This window comes from Curtobacterium sp. 260, assembly GCF_030803485.1.
Taxonomy (GTDB): domain Bacteria; phylum Actinomycetota; class Actinomycetes; order Actinomycetales; family Microbacteriaceae; genus Curtobacterium.
Genome location: NZ_JAURUY010000001.1, coordinates 1 through 19,169, shown reverse-complemented (window position 1 = coordinate 19,169; position 19,169 = coordinate 1). Strand labels below are relative to the sequence as shown.

Sequence of the window (19,169 nt, the reverse complement as noted above, 5' to 3'; positions counted from 1 at the left end):
GCGGTCGGCGCCTCGGTCGGCGCCTCGGTCAGCGCCTCGGCCCGGGCTCCGGTCGGTGCCCGGGCACGCCGGTGACCCACCGTCCGGACGACGCACGATCCCGTCGCTGCAGCGGCCTGCCGCGGTACGATCGCTCCCGCCGGGTACCGACCCGGTGACCACCGTCCTCGACGCACCGACACGACCCGAACGTGGCGGTCCACCGAGCGACGGGGCCGGGGGCTTCGCTGGTGCCGCGCGTGATCACGACGCGCGGCGCGGCAGGTCTCCGAGGGTCGCACCGGACCGGGTGCGGCACGGCCCGTGCGCCACCGACGCGCGGGGATCGACAGGACGGCGCACCACCGTCCACGACGACGATCACGGACCAGGACCCATGCGCGACGACGCTTCCTCCCCCAACCCCCGGACACCCCGCGCCGAGGTGCGCGAACGACTGCTCGTCGCCGGAGCCGACGTCTTCGCCGAGTCCGGCGTGCACGGCGCCCGGCTCGACGACGTGGCCGCTCGCGCCGGCTTCAGCAAGGGCGCCGTCTACTCGAACTTCACGTCGAAGCAGGACCTCGTCGCCCAGGTCATGCAGCGCTCGACGAACCGGATCCTCGCCGCGCTCCAGGAGGTCGTCCACGAGGACGTCGCCGCCACGAGCATCGCCGAGGTCGTCCGAGCGGCGTTCGGGCGGTACGACCAGGGTCGGCAGTTCGCCCTCGTCTCGGAGCTCCGGGGGTACGCACTCCGCGACCCGGAGTTCATGCCCGAGTTCGTCCGGCAGCGGCGCGAGCTGCAGGACGGCGTGCTCGACCTGGTCCGGTCGTGGTTCGGGGCGCACCCCGAGGTCGAGCCGGGCATGCCGCTCGAGGACTTCGCCACGCTGCTCATCGGCGCGAACACCGGGATCGTGTTCGACGGGCCGGCCCTGCCCGGGGTGAACCCCGGCGACGTCATCGCGAGCCTGGTGGACGCGGTCGTGCGCCCGCGGCGCTGACGCGCGGCCGCGGCGGCGCCGCCGCATGCGCCCCGGCGCGGCGGGGCGCCAGCAGCTGTCCGCACAACCGGAAGCACGTCGCGCCACGCGATTCCGCGGCGTGACGTGCTCCCCGTTGTGCGCGAGCACGCCACACCACGCCCGGCCCGGCACGGCCGCGGTCGTGCGGCCGCGGCGCTGACGCGGCCGCGGCGCATGCGCCCCGGCGCGGCGGAGCGCCAGCAGCCGTCCGCACAACCCGAAGCACGTCGCACCACGCGATTCCGCGGCGTGACGTGCTCCCCGTCGTGCGCGAGCACGCCACACCACGCCCTGCCGGCACGGCCGGCACGGCCGGCACGGCCGGCACGGCCGGCACGGCCGGCGCCGGCAGCGCGCCGCCCCGCGGCTAGGCCGTGCGCCGGCGCTGCCGGCCCTCGTGGGACCACGCGGACGAGGGCAGCAGGCTCGGCGGGAACAGCCGCGCCCGGACCACGCGCGCCCGCGGGACGGACGCGTCGAGGGCGACACGAGCCTCCAGGACTGCCCGCCGGAGTGCTGCCGTGTCCACGCCCGCCGCACCGTCCGCGGCGAAGCGCTCCAGGTCGACCGCATCGACGATGCTCGTCAGGTGCGGGAGCACGCTCGCGGGGACGGTCCCGACGAGCCGACCGCGCACCGCACGCGCCGTCCGCGCTGCTGCGGCGGCGTCACCCGGCGGCGCGAGCCCCGGTGCGTACCCGTGGTCGGCGACGTCGTCGAGCACCTCGCGCCAGGCCTGCAGTGCGGGCGAACGTCCCGCCTGCACCGCGGCGAGCCGTCGGCGCCGACGCACCACACGGACGACCCCGGGTGCGACGAGCACCGCCAGCAGGAGCAGCAGTCCGGCCACCAGGCCGGCGGCACCGGGTCCGGCGCCGCCGCCCGTCGTGGCCGCCGCGCCCGCTCCGGTCGAGGCGGAGGGCGTCGGGGTGGGCGAGGCCTCGGCGGGAGCGGTCTCCCCCGGGGCCGGCAGCGGCGTTTCCGACGGGGCCGGAGCCGGCGTCGCCGACGACTCGGTCCCTGCCTGCGCTGCGGCGTCGGAGCTCGGGGTCGGCTCGAACGACACCCAACCGGCGCCACGGATGTACAGCTCGGGCCACGAGTGCAGCTGTCGGTTCGAGACGGTGTACTCGCCGTCCTCCGTCTGGTCGCTGCTCGCCCGGTACCCGACCGCGATGCGCGACGGGATCCCGAGCGTCCGCGCCATCACGGCCATCGACGACGCGAAGTGCACGCAGTACCCCTGGCGCACGCGCAGGAACGTGTCGATCACGTCCATGCTGTCGCCGTCGTAGCCCTGCTCGACGGGGGCCGTCTCGGAGTAGGTGAAGAGGTCGCTCCGGAACCACTGCTCCAGGGCACGCGCCCGGGCGTAGTCGTTCGGCAGCCCGCCGGCCACCCGCTGGGCCGCCGCCCGGATGTCACGTGGCAGGTCCTCGGGCAGTGCCAGGTCGGTGCGGAGCTGCGTCTCGCTCGGCGCCGTGAACCCGCGGCCGTCGGTGCGCCCGAGGATCCCGCTCGCGGCGATCGCGTCGAGGTACTCTCCCGACCAGGTCGAGGCGCCGAAGACCTGGTAGGTCGAACCGCGCTGGGTCACGGGACCGGTCGACCGGACCGTGCTCGAGTCCCCCATCCAACGCCACTGCGACAGGTCCAGGTTCGTCGACTGCGACTCGAGCGACACAGCGCCGCCGGGCACGGGCAGGTAGTTGCTCGACAGCCCGGTGATCCGCACGGTCAGGTCGCCGCGGCTCGCCAGACGGGGGTTGATCCCGACCGCCCACTGCTGCTGGTCCGCGGTCTCCGCGGTGCTGGCGTCGGTCACGGTCGGCACCCAGTCGCCGGTGCCGAACTCGTCGAGGTCGGCGAGCTTGAGGTACTCCGGCTGCCCGTCGGCGGTGCGGTAGCGGAACACCTCGAGCTCGTTCGGCTGGCGGAGGTCGCGACCGAGCTCGAGCAGCGTGCCGGGACGACCGGGCTGGATCGGGGCCTGCAGCGCGCCCGTCACGCCGGACAGCCAGCTGGCGTTGATCGGGACGAGCACCGGGAGCCCCACGGCGACGACGAGCCCGATCACGCCGACCACGGCGGCCGGGAACGCCCGTTGCACCGGTCGGACGGACAGCCAGAGGAGGCCGAGGAACGCCGCCCCCACCAGGACGACGAGCACCGGCGAGGCGGGCTCGCCCGTGACGACACCGGGGACGATGAGCACGACCAGCGCGGGCACCGCCGCGAGCGCGACGGTCGGCGCGATCGCGGCGAGGAACAGGGTCACCCCGGCCACCCAGGCGATCGCGACGGTGACGATCAAGCGGATCGCGTCGCTCTGCGGCAGCGGCGCGGGATTGAGCCGGATCGCGGCGAGCGCCTCGCCGAGGGCTCCCTCGCGGTCGAGCCAGCCGAGGGGGTGGACGTCGTTGACGACCGCGGCGACGCACGACCCGACCACCAGTGTGGCGACGAGCGCGATGAAGCGGACGCCCGGTGCGCGACGGCGGACGGCGAGGACGACGGCGACGAGCACCGCCGTGAAGACGACGCCGGACAGCCACCAGGCGGTGCCCTGCACGAGCGGACGCATCGCGAGCGCCGCGATGAGGACCGGCAGCGGTGCCAGGGCGACGACCCACGGTCCCGGGGCGTCGTCGCGTTCGGCCGGACGCTCGGGGCGGCCGCTGCGCGTGGGCGTCCTGACGCGGTCGGCCGTCGAGGTCCCGCTCACCGAGTGCTCCCGTGCGCCTGCGCGCCCGCGACGGGCACGACCAGGGTCCGCCAGCCGGCACGGTCGAGGGTGCCGCGCACCACGGGGTCGGGCGGGACGATGGTCGCGAGGATGCCGCGACTGGAGCCGCTCGTCGCGGCGACGAGTTCGGCGGCCTGCTCGGCGGTGCACCGGCCGGTGACGACGGCGGTCATGCCGTGGACGTCGCGACCGTGCACGTCGGACAGGACCTCGGTGACCGGGCGGGCGTCCGAGCGGACCCGGACGTCGGCGAGTCCGACGAGCAGGTCCGTCAGGCTGCCGACGTCGCCGGTGTGCCGTCCCGCGCCCGGGGCGTCGTCGCTCACGAGCACCACGCGCGACGTCCGCGCGCTGAGGGCACGGGCGACGCTCGCGGCGACGACGACGGCGTGCTCGAACGCGGCGTCGCCACCGAGGTCGCTCAGTTCCGCGAGGTCGTCGCGGCCGAGCGCCTGGTAGGACTCTCGGCGGAGGTCGATGGCGATGACGGCCTCCGGCGGCTGCGCCTGCGTGGTCTGACGGACGTGGAGTTCGCCGCGTCGGGCGCTCTGTGCCCAGTGCACGCGGCGGATCGGGTCGCCCTGCCGGTACGGCCGGAGCTCGCTGTCGTCGGCGGACCCGCCCTGACCCACGCGGCCCTCGTCCGCCGAGACGGCACCCGCGAGCGCTCCGGTGTCGATGGCGCCGAGGGTGGTGGATGCGGGGACGATCACGACCTCCTCGGCGGGGACGACCGGTCGGTCGATGCGCAGCAGGCCGAAGGGGTCCTCGACGCGGATGGTCACGGGGCCGACCAGCGTGCGGCCCCGGTGCATCGCGAGGGCCTCGACGTCGAGCACCGCCGGAGGCTCGTTCGGGCCGACCAGGGCGTAGGTCTGCGCGTCGGACACGCTCGCGAGGGCGTCCTCGAGCTGCTCCCGCACCAGCAGGGTCGTCCGCGGCCCGATCGGCAACGACGTCCCCCGCAGGGTGATCCGCTCGCGGTGGACCTCGCCGACCTGCACGACCGAGCGGGCGGTCGACCGGGTCGCGCGCAGCGGCGCCGCGACGACGAGGGCCATCACGATCCCGAGCACGAGCAGCACGAGCAGCAGGAGCCCGGCGGAGACGGCGATGCTCGTCGTGGCGACGAGACCACCGCCGACGAGGGCGATCCCCGACCCGAGCACCGTCCACCCCCTGGCCGTCGGCCGCGGGAACGGGGTCCGGCGGAGCATGGCCGCGCCGCGTCGCCCGGTGCGGAGCACCCACGACCGCACCGCGCCCGCACGCAGCGCGGACGTCGAGGGCCCGCTGCCGTCGGGCATCAGGAGCGGACGGCGGCCGAGGCGAACGGCACGGCGGTGTCGGACACGATCCGGACGACCACGTCGCGCGCGGTGTCCTCGGCGGCCCCGCCGAGCCCGCGGGCGACCGGGACGAGACGGTGGGACAGGATCACCGGTGCGAGGTGGGCGACGTCGTCGGGGGTGACGAACGGGCGACCGAGCAGCGCGGCGTGGGCACGAGCGGCCTGCGCCAGGTGCAGGGTGGCGCGAGGGCTCGCGCCCAGCACGAGGTCCGGGTGCGTGCGGGTGGCACGGACGATCGCGACGATGTAGGCCTCGACGTCGTGGGCAAGGTGCACCCCGCGCACGGCGTGCACGATCGCCCGCAGCGTCTGCACGTCGACGATCGGTCGGAGCGCGGACAGCGGGTCGCGGGTCCCGCGCGCCGCGAGCATCTGGCGCTCGGCGTCCGCGCTGGGGTACCCCATCGCGATGCGGGCCATGAACCGGTCGCGCTGGGCCTCGGGCAGCGGGTACGTGCCCTCCATGTCGATCGGGTTCTGGGTCGCGACGATCATGAACGGCGACTCCAGCGGCCGGGTCACGCCGTCGACGGTCACCTGCGCCTCGGCCATCGCCTCGAGCAGGGCCGACTGGGTCTTCGGGCTCGTGCGGTTGATCTCGTCACCGATGACGACGTTCGCGAACACCGGGCCCGGCGAGAACCGGAACGTGCCCGACGACTGGTCGTAGACGTTCACCCCGGTGACGTCGGACGGCAGCATGTCCGAGGTGAACTGGATGCGGTTCACCGTCCCGCCGACCGAGGCACCGAGCGCCTTCGCGAGCACGGTCTTGCCGACGCCGGGGACGTCCTCGACGAGCAGGTGCCCCTCGGCGAGCATCACGGTGAAGGCCGTGCGGATGGCGTCGACCTTGCCGTCCACCACGGTGGAGACGGCTGCGACGACGTCGTCGCCCACCGCTCGCACGTGCTCGATCGGGAAGGCTTGGTCGGGCTGGTCCGGCACGCAGGCCTCCTCGTCTCGGGACAGGTGTCGTGCATGCTACAACGGCGCGGTGACAGGCACCGGAGGATGCGTCACCGATCATCCGGAAGGCACACACGGGCCGTGCCCCGCGACGGACGGGAGGCGCGGTGCGGGGCCGCCACGCGCCTCCCGACCGCCTCCTGGTCACGGTCCGGTCGGTGCGGGCGTCAGCGCGGCAGGGCCTCGGTCGTCAGCGACCAGAGCGCGACGCCGTGCAGCCCGAGTCGCTGCGCCAGCGCGACGCGTGCCCGGTAGGAGCGGGCGTCCGACCAGTGCAGCTCGTGTCCGTCGCGGAGGGTCGCCGACCACTCCCCCGTGCGGTCCGACCAGCGTGCGGCACCGCCGGCCAGCGCACGGGCCCGCGCCGGCGACACCTGCCCGGCGTCCGGTCCACCCCAGCGGTACCCGTACCCGGCGACGCCGAGGTCGGTGCGGTCGGCCGGCAGTCCCTCGTGCTCGGCCACCTCGACGACGCGCTGCGCCCACGGCAGGGCGCCGATCGTGCCCGGTCCGCTCCACGGGCCGTGCTGGTCGTAGGTCATCAGCACGAATCGGTCGACGTGCTGCGCCAGACGACGGAGGTCGTACCCGGTGTCCCGGAAGCCCGCGGCCGAGGTGGACGCCATCACGGCCATCGACACCGGGGCGTCGGCACCGAGCTCGTCGTGCACCGCGTCCTCGAGCGCGGCCGCGAAGGCGACGAGTCCCGCGCGGTCGCGGTCGCGCAGTGATTCGAGGTCGATCTGCACGCCCGTGCAGTGGTGGTCGTGCGCCAGGGCCGCCAGGTCCCGAGCCACCTGTGCGCGGGCGACCGGGTCGGCCAGCAGCGCCGAGGCGGTCTCCGGCGAGAAGTCACCGAGCGTCCCGGAGAAGTTGCTGACGAGGAGCTCCGGTCGCGCGCCCCCACGGGCTGCGGCGCGGGCGAGTCGGTCGACGCCGTCGGGCAGCGGCGCGAGGCCCCTGCCGTCCGCGGTGAGCGTGACACCGTCGATACCGATCGTGTCCGCCCGCTCGGTGGCGGCTCGCACCCGGGCGACCGCCGTCGGGGCTCCCGGCTCGACGTACGCCTCGACGGCGACGCCGCGGGCAGCGGACGCGTCGGCGCAGCCGGCGACCGTGGTGACGATCACGACGAGCGCGACGGCGAGGGCGGATGAGCGGAGCACGGGGCAACGGTAGTGGGCGGGGCCAGGGCACCCGTGCCGGGCCGGCCCGTGCCTCCCGACCGTCGAGCACGGCCGCACCGTCGTGTTCCCGCGCGCACCCTGCCGGAACGACGAAACCCCCGCCGGTGGCAGGGGTTTCGTCGACTGCGGAGACGGAGGGATTTGAACCCTCGGTCCCCTCAAAGGGGACTCCACCTTAGCAGGGTGGTGCACTCGGCCGGACTATGCGACGTCTCCGTGCGCTCTCACGAGCGCGAGACCCACCATACAGGAGGACGAGCGTCCTCTCGACCTCCCGCCACGACACGATCACCTCGGGTCGGTCGCCGGGTCCCCTGAAGTGGGGACAGCTGGGGCTTGTCCGCTCGTACCCCGACGCCTAGCATCGTCGGGACGCGGACATCACGTTCCGGGGGCATCACCTCCCCCGTCGCCGCGACACAGCACCAGACGTCGTCCCCCCTTCTGCCGAGCCCGACGCACCCGACCGCGGCGGCCGGACGGGGACGACCAGGGGGCGCGGACCCGGTCCGCGCCCCCGCTCTGGGTGCTCTCCGGTGGGCGCTGCCCCCACCGTGCCTCACGCGGCGGAGCGGAACCGGTCGGGCAACGCGATGAGGTCCTCCGCCAACCCCACGAGCGCTGCGGCGCACTCGTCGAGCTGTCCACGCTCCGCCGCAGCAGCCGCCCGTTCGACCTGCTGCACGCGAGCACGCCGCCCGACGACGGCGTCGATGCCGTTCGCCACGGCGACGTCGTCCGTGAAGAAGGTGTCGAGCACGGCCCGCTGCGCCGTGAGCCAGTCGGCACTGACGATCGCACCGCGCCGACGGAGGTACCAGGCACCGAGCTCGACGAGCGCCCCGGCCTCGGTCAGGCAGGACCTGAGCACGAGCGCGTCGAACTGCTCGTCCGCCCCCTGGCAGCCAGGAGCGGGATCGGCGATCATCGCCCGGGCGACCCGGAGTCGCTCGACCATCTGGCCGACGGACCAGTGGGCGACGACGACGCCGACGTACCGCTGCACGCTGACGAGCCGCAGCGACTCGAGCGGGACGAGGGCTTCGCGGACGGGTGTGCGCGAGACCTGCATGTCCCGGGCGATGTCGTCGAGCCGGAGCCGTTGCCCTCGCCGGTAGACCCCGCGCAGGACGTTCTCGAGCAGCTTGAGGAAGACGGCGTCACGCAGCAGGCTGCGGCGGATGCCGTTCGGGTCGGGGACCCGGTCGTTCCCCGAGGACGATGAGCGATCCATCGCCCCAGGGTCACGCACGACGACCACCCGGTGCTCCGGGAGCGGGCGACCAGGGGAACGATCCGGTCGGGGTCGGGATGTGGAGGAGTGCCATGCCGAGACCCTCCCAGCGGGAGGGTCTCGGCGCTAAACATCACGTATACGAAATCCTACTTCTTGGACGCGTCAGTGAGGACGGACAAGGGTTGGGTGATGTCCTCCAGACCCTTGCGCGCCGCGTCGACCCCGAACACCAACGCCACGATCCCGCCGGCGATCATCACCGCCGACCCGAGCAGGTACCCCCAGAAGAGCGGTTCACGTGACGACCCGTCCCCGATGAACGCGCCGTAGATCGCCGGGGCGACCGCACCGAAGATCTGCGCGAGGGCGAAGAAGTACGAGATCGCCTGCGACCGCAGCTCGAGCGGGAAGATCTCGCTCACGGTCAGGTAGGCGCTCGAGGCACCGGCCGAGGCGAAGAAGAACGAGACGCACCAGAACACGACCTGCACGGTGGCGCTGATGGCGTCGGCTCGGAACAGGAACGCCGAGGTGGCGAGCACCAGACCCGACACCAGGTAGGTCAGGAAGATCATCTGCCGACGACCCCAGGTGTCGAAGAACCGGCCGAGCACGATCGGCCCCAGCAGGTTGCCGATCGCGAACGGGAAGAAGTACACGGCCGTCTCGGCGGTCTTCAGCCCGAAGAAGTTCGTGAGCACCAGGGCGTAGGTGAAGAAGATCGCGTTGTAGAGGAACGCCTGGGTGATCATCATGGTCGCGCCCACCAGGGTGCGGGTCGGGTACTGCTTCAGCAGCACCTTGGCGATCGTCAGGAACCCGACCTTGTCCAGCGGCGTGACGGTCATGGCCTTCGACTCGTCGACGTCCGGCAGCCGGTGTCCGGTGGACTTCTCGACGGAGGCCTCGATCTCGGAGACCGTGCGCTCGGCCTCCTCCTCGCGTCCGTGGGTCATCAGCCACCGCGGGCTCTCCGGGATGTGCCGCCGCAGGAAGATGATCGCGATGCCGAGCACCGGGCCGAGGAAGAACCCGATGCGCCACCCGATGTTCTCGGCGAAGATCGACGTGTCGAGCAGGTAGATGTTGGCGAAGGCGCCGAGCGCCGCACCGCCCCAGTACGTGCCGTTGATGGCGATGTCGACGTGGCCGCGGTACTTCGACGGGATGAGTTCGTCGATCGCCGAGTTGATCGCCGCGTACTCACCGCCGATGCCGAGGCCCGCCACGAAGCGGAACGCCGCCAGGAACCAGAAGTCCTGGGCGAGTCCGGCGATGCCCGAACCGATCAGGTAGATCGCGAGCGTCAGGATGAAGAGCTTGCGGCGGCCGAGCCGGTCGGACATCCGTCCGAAGACCAGGGCGCCGACGACCTGCCCCACCAGGTAGATGGTGCCGAGCAGGGTGACCTGCTGCGTCGACAGGTCGAGGTCGGCCTGGAAGCCGGCGTTCGAGACGATCTGGATCTCGAGGCCGTCGAGGATCCAGGACACCCCCAGGCCCACCACCACGCTCCAGTGGAAGCGCGTCCACGGCAGTCTGTCCATCCTGGCGGGGACCAGGCTCTTGATCGCCCCGTTCGTCGTGCTGCTCACGAGAGCGGACCGTACTCCGGAGATTCCAGGCTGGCTCCCAGTACCAGCGCAGCTTTACATCCTCACAGATTCAGGAAGTCGTGCAGCGCGGACGGGAGGCGCGGGGCGGCCCGCACCGTGCCTCCCGTCCGCGTCGGATCACGGTGACGCGCGACGTCACGACCGCACGCGGCCGGCGCCCGCGTCGGTAGCGTGACGACGTGCCCACCCAGAACTCGATCGACCGCATCCTGACCACGCACACCGGGTCGCTCCCCCGTTCGCCCGAGCTGACCGCGCTCCTGGTAGCCCGCGACCAGGGGAAGCCCCACGACGAACAGGCACTCCGCGAGGAGATCGCCGCCGTGCTCGCGCGCACCGTCGATGCGCAGCTCGACGCGGGCCTCGACGTCGTCAACGACGGCGAGGTCCCGCGCGTCGGCTTCTCGACCTACATCCGCGACCGGTTGTCGGGGTTCGGGGGCTCCGGTCACCGCAAGCCGACGCTCGACAGCGTGAAGTTCCCGGAGTACGCGGCATTCCAGGCCCGGCAGATCGACGAGGGCGCGGAGTTCGCCCGGGTGTGGGACACCCCGCTCGCCCAGGGGCTGCTCGAGTACGACCAGGAGCGCGCCGGCATCCGCGAGGACCTCGACGGCTTCGAACGCGAGCTCGCCCGGAACGCCGCCGCCGGCCGCACCCCGGCCGGCACCTTCATCTCGGCCGCGACGCCGGGCATCGTCGCCACGACCCTGCTGCTCGACGACGAGAACCCGCACTACCGCGACCACCGGGAGTACGTGTTCGCGCTGGCCGAGCAGCTCCGCGTCGAGTACGAGGAGATCGTCGCCCGCGGGCACGTCCTGCAGCTCGACGCCCCGGACCTCGCCATGGAGCGCGTGATCCACTTCGGCGACGCGTCGCTCGACGAGTTCCTGGCCGCCGTGGACCTGCACGTCGACGCGCTCAACCACGCGCTGCGGAACATCCCGAAGGAGCAGACGCGGCTGCACGTCTGCTACGGCAACTGGCAGGGCCCGCACCAGGACGACGTCCCGGTCGACGTGCTGCTCCCCCACCTGTACCGCGCCGAGGTCGGGTCCTTCAGCATCCCGTTCGGCAACCCGCGGCACGCGCACGAGTTCCCGGCCTTCCGCGACCTGCCGCTCCCCGACGACGCGGTGCTCGTGCCGGGCGTCATCGACGTCACGACCAACTACCTGGAGCACCCGCAGCTCGTGGCGAACCGGATCGTCGAGGCCGCCGAGGCCGTCGGCGACCCCACCCGCATCGTCGCCGGGACCGACTGCGGCCTGGCGACCTTCGCGAGCTACGAGTTCGTCGCCTCGGACGTCGCGTGGGCGAAGCTCCGAGCACTCGTCGAGGGTGCGGAGATCGCGTCGCGCCGCCTGTTCGGCTGACGCTCCCGCCGCGCTGTTCCCGCAAGACGCAACGTCGGCGGGTCCTCGCAGCGGTACAGCGCTGCGAGGTGTCGCGGAGGTTGCGTTTTCCGGAGCCGAGCGCCGCCACGCGCCTCCCGTCCGCATGTCGGTGCGCGGGCGTAGCGTGCGGAGCGTGACCCGACCTGACATCCACACGGTCGGCGAGCTCCGCGCTGCTGGGCACGTCCAGAAGTCGGTCCGCGCCGAGATCCGCGACAACCTCCTCCAGGCCCTGCGCGAGGGCCGCGACCCCTGGCCCGGCCTGCACGGGTTCGAGACGACCGTCATCCCCCAGCTCGAGCGTGCGCTCATCGCCGGGCACGACGTCGTGCTGCTCGGCGAGCGCGGGCAGGGCAAGACCCGCCTGCTCCGCACGCTGCAGGGGCTGCTCGACGAGTGGACCCCGGTGATCACCGGGTCCGAGCTCGGCGAGCACCCGTTCGAGCCGATCACCACCGCGAGCACCCGCCGCGCCGAGGAGCTCGGCGACGCCCTGCCGATCTCGTGGGTGCACCGCGACGAGCGCTACGTCGAGAAGCTCGCGACCCCCGACACCAGCGTGGCGGACCTGATCGGTGACGTCGACCCGATGAAGGTGGCCGAGGGCCGCAGTCTCGGCGACCCCGAGACCATCCACTTCGGGCTGATCCCCCGCGGGCACCGCGGTATCGTCGCGATCAACGAGCTCCCCGACCTCGCGGAGCGCATCCAGGTCGCGATGCTCAACGTGATGGAGGAGCGCGACGTGCAGATCCGCGGCTACGTGCTGCGCCTCCCCCTCGACGTGCTCGTCGTCGCCAGCGCCAACCCAGAGGACTACACGAACCGCGGCCGCATCATCACGCCGCTGAAGGACCGCTTCGGCGCCGAGATCCGGACGCACTACCCCATCGAGCTCGCCGACGAGGTCGCCGTCATCCGGCAGGAGGCCCAGCTCACCGCCGAGGTCCCCGACGCCCTGGTCGAGATCCTCGCCCGGTTCACACGCGCCCTGCGCCAGTCCAGCGCCGTCGACCAGCGGAGCGGCGTCAGCGCCCGCTTCGCCATCGCCGGCGCCGAGACGATCTCCGCCGCCGCCGTGCACCGCGCCGCGCGGCAGGGCGAGGAGCACCCGGTCGCGCGGCCGATCGACCTCGAGACCGCGGTCGACGTCCTCGGCGGCAAGATCGAGTTCGAGAACGGGGAGGAGGACCGTGCCGACGAGGTCCTCGAGCACCTGCTCCGCACCGCCACGGCCGAGACCGTCCGCTCGCGGTTCCGCGGGATCGACTTCGGCGTCCTCGTCGAGGCGCTCGACGGCGGCACGATGGTGACGACGGGCGAGCAGGTCAGCGCCCGTGCCTTCCTCGAAGGGCTCCCGTCGATCGGCGAGTCGGACGTCTACGACCAGGTGTGCGAGCGGCTCGGGGCGACCGACGACGGCGAGCGGGCCGGCGCGATCGAGCTCGCGCTCGAGGGGCTCTTCCTGGCCCGGCGCATCAGCAAGGAGTCGGGGGGCGGCGAGGCCGTCTATGGCTAGCCGGCAGAACCGCCGCCTGACCCGCGACGCCCGCTACGGGAAGTACGAGGGCGGACCGGATCCCCTCGCTCCCCCGGTCGACCTGACCGAGGCGCTCGACGCCATCGGCGAGGACGTCATGGGCGGCACCTCCCCCGAGCGCGCCCTCCGCGAGTTCCTCCGGCGCGGCGGCCAGACCCAGCGCGGGCTCGACGACCTCATGCGTCGCGTCGCCGAACGTCGGCGCGAGCTCACCAGCCGGAACAACCTCGACGGCACCCTGCAGCAGGTCAGGGAGCTCCTGGACCAGGCCCTGCTCGCCGAGCGCGGTGAGCTCGCCCGGAACGTCGAGCTCGACGACGGCGACCGCGCCCTGGCCGAGCTGCAGCTCGACAGCCTGCCGCCGTCGCCCGCGAGCGCCGTGCAGGAGCTGAACGGCTACGACTGGACGAGCCCGACGGCCCGGCAGAAGTACGACGAGATCAAGGACCTGCTCGGGCGCGAGGTGCTCGACCAGCGCTTCGCCGGCATGAAGCAGGCGCTCGAGAACGCGAGCGACGAGGACCGCGCAGCCGTGTCCGCGATGATGCGGGACCTCAACCAGCTGCTCGACGACCACCGCCGCGGCACGGACACGCAGGAGCAGTTCGACGCGTTCACGGCGCAGCACGGGCAGTACTTCCCGTCCGGCCCGCAGAACGTCGAGGAGCTGCTCGACGACCTCGCCGCACGAGCCGCGGCCGCGCAGCGGATGCGGAACTCGATGACGCAGGAGCAGCGCGACGAGCTCGACGCGCTCGCGCAGCAGGCGTTCGGCTCACCGGACCTGATGGGTCAGCTCGGGCAGCTCGACGACACCCTCCGCGCGCTCCGCCCCGGCGAGGACTGGGGCAGCTCCGAGCGGATGGACGGCGAGCAGGGCCTCGGACTCGGCGACGGGACCGGGGTCTTCCAGGACATCGCCGACCTCGACGCCCTGGCCGAGCAGCTGGCGCAGTCCGGGCCCGGGTCCGACCTCGCCGACCTCGACCTCGACGCCCTGCAGCGTCAGCTGGGCGACGAGGCCACCGTCGACGCCAGGACCCTGCAGCGGTTGGAGCAGGCCCTGCGGAACTCGGGCGCGGTGCAGCGCGGCACGGACGGGCACCTCCGGCTGACCCCGAAGGCGATGCGGCAGCTCGGCAAGAGCCTGCTCAGGGACGTGGCCGAGCGGATGTCGGGGCGCCAGGGCGCGCGTGACCTCCGTCGCGCCGGGGCGTCGGGCGAGCCCTCCGGGGCGACCCGACCGTGGGCGTTCGGCGACACCGAGCCGTGGGACCTCCCCCGGTCGATCACGAACGCCCTGGTCCGGACCGCGGCGGACGGACGCACCGGAGCGGGTGTCCGCCTGACGATCGACGACGTCGAGGTGCAGGAGACCGAGGCGCGGACCCAGGCGTGCGTGGCGCTCCTCGTCGACACGTCGTTCTCGATGGCGATGGAGGACCGCTGGGTCCCGATGAAGCGGACGGCCCTCGCGCTGCACACCCTCGTCAGCACGAGGTTCCGCGGCGACGACCTGCAGCTCATCGCCTTCGGGCGCGAGGCGGAGGTCATGGACGTCGAACGACTCGTCGGCCTCGACGCCCAGTGGGACAAGGGCACGAACCTGCACCACGCACTGCTGCTGGCCAACCGGCACTTCCGGAAGCACCCGACGGCGCAGCCAGTGCTCCTGGTCGTGACCGACGGCGAGCCGACCTCGCACCTCGAGCCGAACGGCCAGGTGTGGTTCGGCTACCCGCCCGATCCCGTGACGATCGCGCTGACGGTCCGCGAGCTCGAGAACGCCGGCCGGCTCGGGGCGCAGACGACGTTCTTCCGACTCGGTGACGACCCCGGGCTGGCGCGGTTCATCGATGCCATGGCCCGACGGGTGGACGGCTCGGTCGTCGCGCCCGAGAACGACGACCTCGGTGTCGCCGTGGTCGGGTCGTACCTCGGTTCCCGTCGCGGAGGCGCGTCCCTGTTCGGCGACGACCGGGCGGGCTGACCGGGCCAGCCGACAGACGGGAGGCTCCCCACCGGGCACGGCCCGGCAGCCGCTGGCGCGTCTGCCGGGAACCGGCCGGCGTGGGCCCCGGCGCCGGACGGTGCCGCGCCTCCCGTCCTTCAGAAGAGGGGCCAGGGGACGGCGGGTCCGTGTCCGGGCGGCGGCGGGAACATCCCGACCGCGCGCAGCGCGGCGCACCGGGCCCGCAGGTTGTCGATCTCCCCGCGGGTCAGGTGCTCGGCGAGCGCGACGCCCAGGTCCCCGCGGAGCGCCTCGGACACCCGGTCGAGCCCCTCGAGCTCGTCGGGGTCGAGCGGCTCCCCGATCCAGCCCCACAGGACCGTGCGGAGCTTGTGGTCCACGTGGAAGGTCAGCCCGTGGTCGACGCCGTGGCGGTGCCCGTCCGGCATGGCGAGCACGTGCCCGCCCTTGCGGTCGGCGTTGTTCACCACCACGTCGAACACCGCCATCCGGCGGAGTGCCGCGGTGTCCTCGTGCACGAGCGTGACGGGCTGGTCGTGCTCGTCGATGGCCTCGAGCACGGGCAACCACGGGGTGCCCTCGGCGTCGGCCTCCTCGGTCGGCACCAGGTCGACGGGGTCCTGCTCCGGGTCGACGTCCTGCCAGCGCTGGACCATGCCGGGGCCGAACGGGCCGTCGCCGAGCCAGGTGGGCGGCACGATGCCCCACCCGAAGGCCTCGGAGACCAGGTGTGCCGCGACCTCCCGGCCGGCGAGCGTGCCGTCCGGGAAGTCCCACAGCGGACGCTCCCCCTCGACGGGCTTGTACACGACGGACTCGCCGTCGAGGTCGGCGAGGAAGGTGGCGTTCGACGCCTCGCGGATGCGCGCCCGGATCGTCAGCGGGCCGTCGTACCGGGGTGCGTCGTCGCTCATGCGTCGCCGGGGCGCCGACCGGCAGCGACGACCTCGCGGGTGCGTTCGACGAAGGCCCGGGCGCTGCCGACGGGGATCTTCACCTGGAAGACCTCGGCGGGCTCGGGCATCTCGACGACGGCCTCGACCTCGTCGCCGTCCTCGTCCGTCTCGGTGACGATCTCGAGCTCGTCCTCGATCGGGTACGCCTCGATGACCACCTGCGCCGTCGCCGGGTCGAACCCCAGGCTCAGTGCACCCGCGCGGAACTCGGGCTCCACCGGCTGGTCGAGCGGCGCGGCGTCCCGGAGTTCGGACGGTGCCGCCGGCGGGACGCTGAAGCGGTTGTCCCCGACGGTCGCGACCTCGTCGAGGAGCTCGGCGACCTTGTCCGCGAGCACCGCGGACTGCTCCTTCTCGAGCGCGACGCTGGTCACCCGCTTGCCGTCACGTGCCTGCAGGTAGAAGGCGCGTTCACCCGGGCGGCCGACCGTCCCGACGACGAGACGTTCCGGCCAGTCGAAGCCGTGCACGATGGTGGGCATGACCCGATTGTAGGAGCGTGCGGCTCCGTCCGTTCAGGGTCCAGCGGTCCCCGGCTGACCACTGCCGACCGCCCCGTCCGCCGAGCCGGTCCCGTCGTGTCCTGCTCCGCCGCCGGTCCCGTCCGCTCCGCCTCCGCCGCCGGTCCCGTCGTGTCCTGCTCCGCCGCCGACCGCCGCGTCGCCCGAGGGGGCCGGTGCCGCAGCGAGCCAGGACAGGTCGCCGGAGTCGGTGTTGGTGGCGACGACCTCGGGCCGGTGTTCCCCGTAGCGGACGACCGAGACGGACGCCGGACCGACCGCGATGCGCTGGAACAGGTCGAGGTGCATGCCGAGCGCGTCGGCGAGGACGGACTTCACGATGTCGCCGTGGCTCACGGCGACCCACACCGCCGTCGGGCCGTGCTGCGCCTCGACCTCGGCGTCGATCCGGCGGATCGCGGCGACCGCACGGGACTGCATCGTCTGCATGGACTCGCCGCCGGGGAACACCACGGCGCTCGGGTTCGCCTGCACCGTGCGCCACAGCGGTTCCTTCGCGAGGTCCGCGAGCTTCCGGCCCTGCCAGTCGCCGTAGTCGGCCTCGGTGATCGCCCGTTCGACCCGCACGTCGGGGCTGCCCTGCTGGCGGGCGAGCAGGACGCGTGCGGTCTGTCGGCAGCGCTCGAGCGGGCTCGTGACGAGCGCGGCGAGCGGGATCGGCGCGATGCGCTCGGCGGCCCGGTCGGCCTGCTCGCGGCCGACGCGGTCGAGTGCCACCCCGGCGGTGCGACCCGCCAGGACCCCGGTCGCGTTCGCGGTGGTGCGTCCGTGCCGGACGAGGAGGACGGTCGCCATGCGGTCGATCCTAGGCACCAGGGCGACCAGGACGCGAAGCGGATGGTGGACAGTGGTCGGCGTGCGCCGCACCATGCACGAAGATGGTGCGGTGCTCGTCTCCATCGTCTACATGAGCCGCTCGGCCGTGCCCTTCGACGACGACGCGCTCGCCGAGCTCCTGCGCGAGTCACGGCTCCGGAACGAGGCACTCGGGGTCTCCGGGCTGCTCGTGGCGAAGGGCGGCCGGTTCATGCAGCTGCTCGAGGGCCCGGCGTGGAGCGTCGACGACCGCTTCGGCGCCATCGCGCGCGATCCTCGGCACGACGGGGTGAAGTCGCTGATCCGCGAGGACATCGAGCGCCGGCGGTTCGACGGCTGGTCGATGGCCTACCGGTCGCTCGACGAGTCCGACGTGGCGACCGAGGACGGGTTCAGCCCGTTCCTGTCCGGCACGATGGACTTCGCCCCGGAGTTCGACGGCACGAGCGCCGCGTGGCTGCTCAAGTGGTTCCGCGACCGGGAGCTCACCGACCGCTGACGCGGACCTCCGCCCGTCGACGGTCCACGAGGTCAGTCTGCCGCGCGGAAGGTGTCGGCGACCACCCCGAGCAGGCGTGCCCGGTGCGCCGGCGCGGCGGTCGCCTGCAGGAGCACCCGCCACATCACCGCGACCGCGGGGTCGAGGTCCGCGCGACCGCTCCGCACCTCGGCGACCAGCTGCACCCCGGTGAAGTAGGGCACGACCGAACCGCCGAGCTCCTCCGGGGTGAGGTCGGTCTCGAGCTCACCGCTGCCGATCGCAACGCAGAACACGTCCACGATGCCGCCGATCCACTGCTCGTAGAACGACGACGTCGCTCCGGAGAACTCGCCGCGTTCGAGCGAGAGGCGGATGCCGGCACGCACGATCGGGTCGGTGCGGAGCAGGTCCGCGATCTGCTTCGACGCCCCGATCAGGGCGGCCGTCGGCGACGCGGCGTCGTGGCTCACCTCCGCGAAGGTCCGCGCGTTCTGCTCGTCGATCACGCCGAGGGCGAGCGCGAGCTTCGTCGGGAAGTGGAAGTGCAGCGTGCCCTGCGCCACGTCGGCGCGGCGCGCGACGGCGGCGATCGACGTGGCGGCGAAGCCGACCCGGTCGAACTCCTCCGCCGCGGCCACCAAGATCTGCTCACGTTTCCCCACGTGACCAGTGTCTCGGACCGGAGGCACGGTGCGGGCCCGCACCGTGCCTCCAGTCCGAGGGGGTCCCGTCAGGTCGTCACGCGGCGTGGCGGGCCAGGGTCATGCGCTCCTCGGGCACGTCCTGCAGGTCGCGTCCGCGGAACCAGCGGAGCAGCCAGTCGGCCGGCGAGCCGGCCAGCTCGGCCGGCAGGCCGGAGCGCTCGGTGAGGAAGGTGTTGAAGCCGGGCTCGTCGCGGACCTCGAGGTCCGACGGGTTGCCGAACGCCATCGACCAGCCGTCGAAGCGGCGGGTGTCGATGTCCTCGCGGGAGAGCGACTTCACGCCCTCGTGGCGGGTGTCGCGCTCGATCGCGGCGAAGCGGTCCTCGACGCTCCAGGAGGGGCCCTCGAGCACCTGCATGAAGCGGCCGCCCTTGGCGAGCAGGAGTCCGGAGACACCGAGCGCCTCGTTGCGCAGGCGGGCTTCACGGAGCATGGCGACCAGGTGGTCGTCGGTCATCTCGTCGACGGCGACGGACATGTACACGAGGGAGGTGAGTTGCGTCATCGGCGCCAGTCTGTGTGCTGCTCCGGTGGGGGGTCAATGCGGTCGTGGGCCCCCCCCCCGCGGGGGGGGGGGGGGGGGGCGCCGGGGGGGGGGGGGGGGGGGGGGCGGCGGGGGGGGGGGGGGGGGCCGCGGGGGGGGGGCGGGGCCCACCTCGGCGGAGAC

16 protein-coding genes and 1 tRNA gene are annotated in these 19,169 nt (G+C 73.3%); 5 read left to right on the top strand and 12 right to left on the bottom strand.

Features of this window, described 5'->3' with window-relative positions:
* Positions 1-376: 376 nt before the first annotated feature.
* Entirely contained in the window at positions 377-985 is a 609-nt protein-coding gene (locus tag J2X59_RS00085; RefSeq protein WP_066655808.1) for a TetR/AcrR family transcriptional regulator, read from the top strand.
* Positions 986-1,373: 388 nt separating this feature from the next.
* On the opposite strand, the gene J2X59_RS00080 is transcribed toward J2X59_RS00085, so the two are convergent.
* The 7 genes from J2X59_RS00080 to J2X59_RS00050 all read right to left on the bottom strand — a co-directional run bounded on the left by J2X59_RS00080 (position 1,374) and on the right by J2X59_RS00050 (position 10,043).
* On the bottom strand, positions 1,374-3,731 hold the full coding sequence (locus tag J2X59_RS00080; RefSeq protein ID WP_326495268.1) for a transglutaminaseTgpA domain-containing protein: 2,358 nt from the start codon (positions 3,729-3,731) through the stop codon (positions 1,374-1,376).
* Positions 3,728-5,059 (bottom strand): DUF58 domain-containing protein, encoded by a 1,332-nt coding sequence (locus J2X59_RS00075; protein ID WP_326495267.1) that lies wholly within the window; start codon positions 5,057-5,059, stop codon positions 3,728-3,730. Before J2X59_RS00075 ends, J2X59_RS00080 begins: the two co-directional genes overlap by 4 nt.
* On the bottom strand, positions 5,059-6,051 hold the full coding sequence (locus J2X59_RS00070) for an AAA family ATPase (RefSeq protein ID WP_326495266.1): 993 nt from the start codon (positions 6,049-6,051) through the stop codon (positions 5,059-5,061). Before J2X59_RS00070 ends, J2X59_RS00075 begins: the two co-directional genes overlap by 1 nt.
* Before the next feature lie 188 nt (positions 6,052-6,239).
* Positions 6,240-7,238 carry a glycosyl hydrolase family 18 protein gene (locus J2X59_RS00065; RefSeq protein ID WP_326495265.1) on the bottom strand — a complete coding sequence of 333 codons (999 nt, stop codon included), beginning with the start codon at positions 7,236-7,238 and terminating at the stop codon, positions 6,240-6,242.
* Positions 7,239-7,385: 147 nt separating this feature from the next.
* Positions 7,386-7,475: transfer RNA gene (locus J2X59_RS00060), tRNA-Ser, on the bottom strand.
* A 343-nt stretch (positions 7,476-7,818) separates the two neighbouring features.
* On the bottom strand, positions 7,819-8,493 hold the full coding sequence (locus J2X59_RS00055; protein WP_251160378.1) for a GntR family transcriptional regulator: 675 nt from the start codon (positions 8,491-8,493) through the stop codon (positions 7,819-7,821).
* A 149-nt stretch (positions 8,494-8,642) separates the two neighbouring features.
* Positions 8,643-10,043 (bottom strand): MFS transporter, encoded by a 1,401-nt coding sequence (locus J2X59_RS00050; protein ID WP_066658565.1) that lies wholly within the window; start codon positions 10,041-10,043, stop codon positions 8,643-8,645.
* A gap of 248 nt (positions 10,044-10,291) precedes the next feature.
* Between J2X59_RS00050 and J2X59_RS00045 the strand changes: the two genes are divergently transcribed.
* From J2X59_RS00045 to J2X59_RS00035, 3 genes are all read left to right on the top strand, one after another.
* Positions 10,292-11,491 (top strand): cobalamin-independent methionine synthase II family protein, encoded by a 1,200-nt coding sequence (locus tag J2X59_RS00045; RefSeq protein ID WP_066655822.1) that lies wholly within the window; start codon positions 10,292-10,294, stop codon positions 11,489-11,491.
* A 124-nt stretch (positions 11,492-11,615) separates the two neighbouring features.
* Complete coding sequence (locus J2X59_RS00040; protein WP_326495264.1) at positions 11,616-13,031, top strand: magnesium chelatase; 1,416 nt, start codon at positions 11,616-11,618, stop codon at positions 13,029-13,031.
* Positions 13,024-15,042, top strand: a complete 2,019-nt coding sequence (locus J2X59_RS00035; RefSeq protein ID WP_326495263.1) for a vWA domain-containing protein — start codon at positions 13,024-13,026, stop codon at positions 15,040-15,042. The genes J2X59_RS00040 and J2X59_RS00035 overlap by 8 nt, the downstream gene beginning before the upstream one ends.
* 119 nt (positions 15,043-15,161) lie before the next feature.
* Here the strand turns inward: J2X59_RS00035 and J2X59_RS00030 are convergent, their stop codons facing one another.
* The 3 genes from J2X59_RS00030 to J2X59_RS00020 are packed head-to-tail and all read right to left on the bottom strand — an operon-like array spanning position 15,162 to position 17,296.
* Positions 15,162-15,938 (bottom strand): SCO1664 family protein, encoded by a 777-nt coding sequence (locus J2X59_RS00030; RefSeq protein WP_251154492.1) that lies wholly within the window; start codon positions 15,936-15,938, stop codon positions 15,162-15,164.
* Positions 15,935-16,462, bottom strand: a complete 528-nt coding sequence (locus J2X59_RS00025) for a DUF3090 domain-containing protein (RefSeq protein ID WP_326495262.1) — start codon at positions 16,460-16,462, stop codon at positions 15,935-15,937. Before J2X59_RS00025 ends, J2X59_RS00030 begins: the two co-directional genes overlap by 4 nt.
* A 33-nt stretch (positions 16,463-16,495) precedes the next feature.
* Complete coding sequence (locus tag J2X59_RS00020) at positions 16,496-17,296, bottom strand: MSMEG_4193 family putative phosphomutase (RefSeq protein ID WP_326495261.1); 801 nt, start codon at positions 17,294-17,296, stop codon at positions 16,496-16,498.
* Between the two features lie 61 nt (positions 17,297-17,357).
* On the opposite strand from J2X59_RS00020, the gene J2X59_RS00015 reads away from it, so the two are divergent.
* Positions 17,358-17,816: a BLUF domain-containing protein gene (locus J2X59_RS00015; RefSeq protein WP_144411358.1), complete on the top strand. Its 459-nt coding sequence runs from the start codon at positions 17,358-17,360 to the stop codon at positions 17,814-17,816.
* 32 nt (positions 17,817-17,848) lie between these two features.
* On the opposite strand, the gene J2X59_RS00010 is transcribed toward J2X59_RS00015, so the two are convergent.
* Positions 17,849-18,460 carry a ScbR family autoregulator-binding transcription factor gene (locus J2X59_RS00010; RefSeq protein ID WP_326495260.1) on the bottom strand — a complete coding sequence of 204 codons (612 nt, stop codon included), beginning with the start codon at positions 18,458-18,460 and terminating at the stop codon, positions 17,849-17,851.
* 76 nt (positions 18,461-18,536) lie between these two features.
* Entirely contained in the window at positions 18,537-19,007 is a 471-nt protein-coding gene (locus J2X59_RS00005) for a BLUF domain-containing protein (protein WP_066655844.1), read from the bottom strand.
* Between the last annotated feature and the right edge of the window lie 162 nt (positions 19,008-19,169).

Coding starts and splice junctions, on each gene's coding strand:
- J2X59_RS00085 (WP_066655808.1), top strand. CDS start 377: ATGCGCGACGACGCTTCCTCCCCCAACCCCCGGACACCCCGCGCCGAG.
- J2X59_RS00075 (WP_326495267.1), bottom strand. CDS start 5,059: ATGCCCGACGGCAGCGGGCCCTCGACGTCCGCGCTGCGTGCGGGCGCG.
- J2X59_RS00055 (WP_251160378.1), bottom strand. CDS start 8,493: ATGGATCGCTCATCGTCCTCGGGGAACGACCGGGTCCCCGACCCGAAC.
- J2X59_RS00050 (WP_066658565.1), bottom strand. CDS start 10,043: ATGGACAGACTGCCGTGGACGCGCTTCCACTGGAGCGTGGTGGTGGGC.
- J2X59_RS00040 (WP_326495264.1), top strand. CDS start 11,616: ATGTCGGTGCGCGGGCGTAGCGTGCGGAGCGTGACCCGACCTGACATC.
- J2X59_RS00035 (WP_326495263.1), top strand. CDS start 13,024: ATGGCTAGCCGGCAGAACCGCCGCCTGACCCGCGACGCCCGCTACGGG.
- J2X59_RS00030 (WP_251154492.1), bottom strand. CDS start 15,938: ATGAGCGACGACGCACCCCGGTACGACGGCCCGCTGACGATCCGGGCG.
- J2X59_RS00025 (WP_326495262.1), bottom strand. CDS start 16,462: ATGCCCACCATCGTGCACGGCTTCGACTGGCCGGAACGTCTCGTCGTC.
- J2X59_RS00020 (WP_326495261.1), bottom strand. CDS start 17,296: ATGGCGACCGTCCTCCTCGTCCGGCACGGACGCACCACCGCGAACGCG.
- J2X59_RS00005 (WP_066655844.1), bottom strand. CDS start 19,007: ATGACGCAACTCACCTCCCTCGTGTACATGTCCGTCGCCGTCGACGAG.